General features: G+C 52.2%; 1 tRNA gene and 1 rRNA gene. Both read left to right on the forward strand.

Annotation, left to right across the window (positions count from 1 at the left end):
- Window positions 1–229: 229 nt before the first annotated feature.
- Window positions 230–1,771: ribosomal RNA gene (locus JTI85_RS02595) — 16S ribosomal RNA — on the forward strand.
- An 85-nt stretch (window positions 1,772–1,856) separates the two neighbouring features.
- Window positions 1,857–1,932 (forward strand) — tRNA-Glu (locus JTI85_RS02600).
- The last annotated feature ends 151 nt before the right edge of the window (window positions 1,933–2,083 follow it).

Genomic DNA, 2,083 nt, shown 5'->3' on the forward strand with positions numbered 1-2,083 from the left:
GGAAAAACCTGAAAATGAGGGTTGACTCTGAAAGAGGAAAGCGTAATATACGCCACCTCGCGACAGAGCGCTAAAGCGCGTCGCAACTGCTCTTTAACAATTTATCAGACAATCTGTGTGGGCACTCGAAGATACGGATTCTTAACGTCGCAAGACGAAAAATGAATACCAAGTCTCTGAGTGAACATACGTAATTCATTACGAAGTTTAATTCACGAGCATCAAACTTAAATTGAAGAGTTTGATCATGGCTCAGATTGAACGCTGGCGGCAGGCCTAACACATGCAAGTCGAACGGTAGCACAGAGGAGCTTGCTCCTTGGGTGACGAGTGGCGGACGGGTGAGTAATGTCTGGGAAACTGCCCGATGGAGGGGGATAACTACTGGAAACGGTAGCTAATACCGCATAATGTCGCAAGACCAAAGAGGGGGACCTTCGGGCCTCTTGCCATCGGATGTGCCCAGATGGGATTAGCTAGTAGGTGGGGTAACGGCTCACCTAGGCGACGATCCCTAGCTGGTCTGAGAGGATGACCAGCCACACTGGAACTGAGACACGGTCCAGACTCCTACGGGAGGCAGCAGTGGGGAATATTGCACAATGGGCGCAAGCCTGATGCAGCCATGCCGCGTGTATGAAGAAGGCCTTCGGGTTGTAAAGTACTTTCAGCGAGGAGGAAGGCGTTGTGGTTAATAACCGCAGCGATTGACGTTACTCGCAGAAGAAGCACCGGCTAACTCCGTGCCAGCAGCCGCGGTAATACGGAGGGTGCAAGCGTTAATCGGAATTACTGGGCGTAAAGCGCACGCAGGCGGTCTGTCAAGTCGGATGTGAAATCCCCGGGCTCAACCTGGGAACTGCATCCGAAACTGGCAGGCTAGAGTCTTGTAGAGGGGGGTAGAATTCCAGGTGTAGCGGTGAAATGCGTAGAGATCTGGAGGAATACCGGTGGCGAAGGCGGCCCCCTGGACAAAGACTGACGCTCAGGTGCGAAAGCGTGGGGAGCAAACAGGATTAGATACCCTGGTAGTCCACGCCGTAAACGATGTCGACTTGGAGGTTGTGCCCTTGAGGCGTGGCTTCCGGAGCTAACGCGTTAAGTCGACCGCCTGGGGAGTACGGCCGCAAGGTTAAAACTCAAATGAATTGACGGGGGCCCGCACAAGCGGTGGAGCATGTGGTTTAATTCGATGCAACGCGAAGAACCTTACCTACTCTTGACATCCACGGAACTTGCCAGAGATGGCTTGGTGCCTTCGGGAACCGTGAGACAGGTGCTGCATGGCTGTCGTCAGCTCGTGTTGTGAAATGTTGGGTTAAGTCCCGCAACGAGCGCAACCCTTATCCTTTGTTGCCAGCGGTCCGGCCGGGAACTCAAAGGAGACTGCCAGTGATAAACTGGAGGAAGGTGGGGATGACGTCAAGTCATCATGGCCCTTACGAGTAGGGCTACACACGTGCTACAATGGCGCATACAAAGAGAAGCGACCTCGCGAGAGCAAGCGGACCTCATAAAGTGCGTCGTAGTCCGGATTGGAGTCTGCAACTCGACTCCATGAAGTCGGAATCGCTAGTAATCGTGGATCAGAATGCCACGGTGAATACGTTCCCGGGCCTTGTACACACCGCCCGTCACACCATGGGAGTGGGTTGCAAAAGAAGTAGGTAGCTTAACCTTCGGGAGGGCGCTTACCACTTTGTGATTCATGACTGGGGTGAAGTCGTAACAAGGTAACCGTAGGGGAACCTGCGGTTGGATCACCTCCTTACCTTAAAGAAACGTTCTTTGTAGTGCTCACACAGATTGTCTGATGAAAAGTAAATAGCAAGGCGTCTTGCGATTGAGACTGACACGTCCCCTTCGTCTAGAGGCCCAGGACACCGCCCTTTCACGGCGGTAACAGGGGTTCGAATCCCCTAGGGGACGCCACTTGCTGGTTTGTGTGAGTGAAAGTCGCCGGCCTTAATATCTCAAAACTTACCTTCGGGTGACGTTTGAGATATTTGCTCTTTAAAAATCTGGATCAAGCTGAAAATTGAAACGACACACTGTTTCATTTCTCCGTAATAAGAAATGAAAA

It is taken from the genome of Citrobacter sp. Colony219, assembly GCF_019382635.1.
In the GTDB taxonomy this organism is placed as follows: domain Bacteria; phylum Pseudomonadota; class Gammaproteobacteria; order Enterobacterales; family Enterobacteriaceae; genus Citrobacter; species Citrobacter youngae.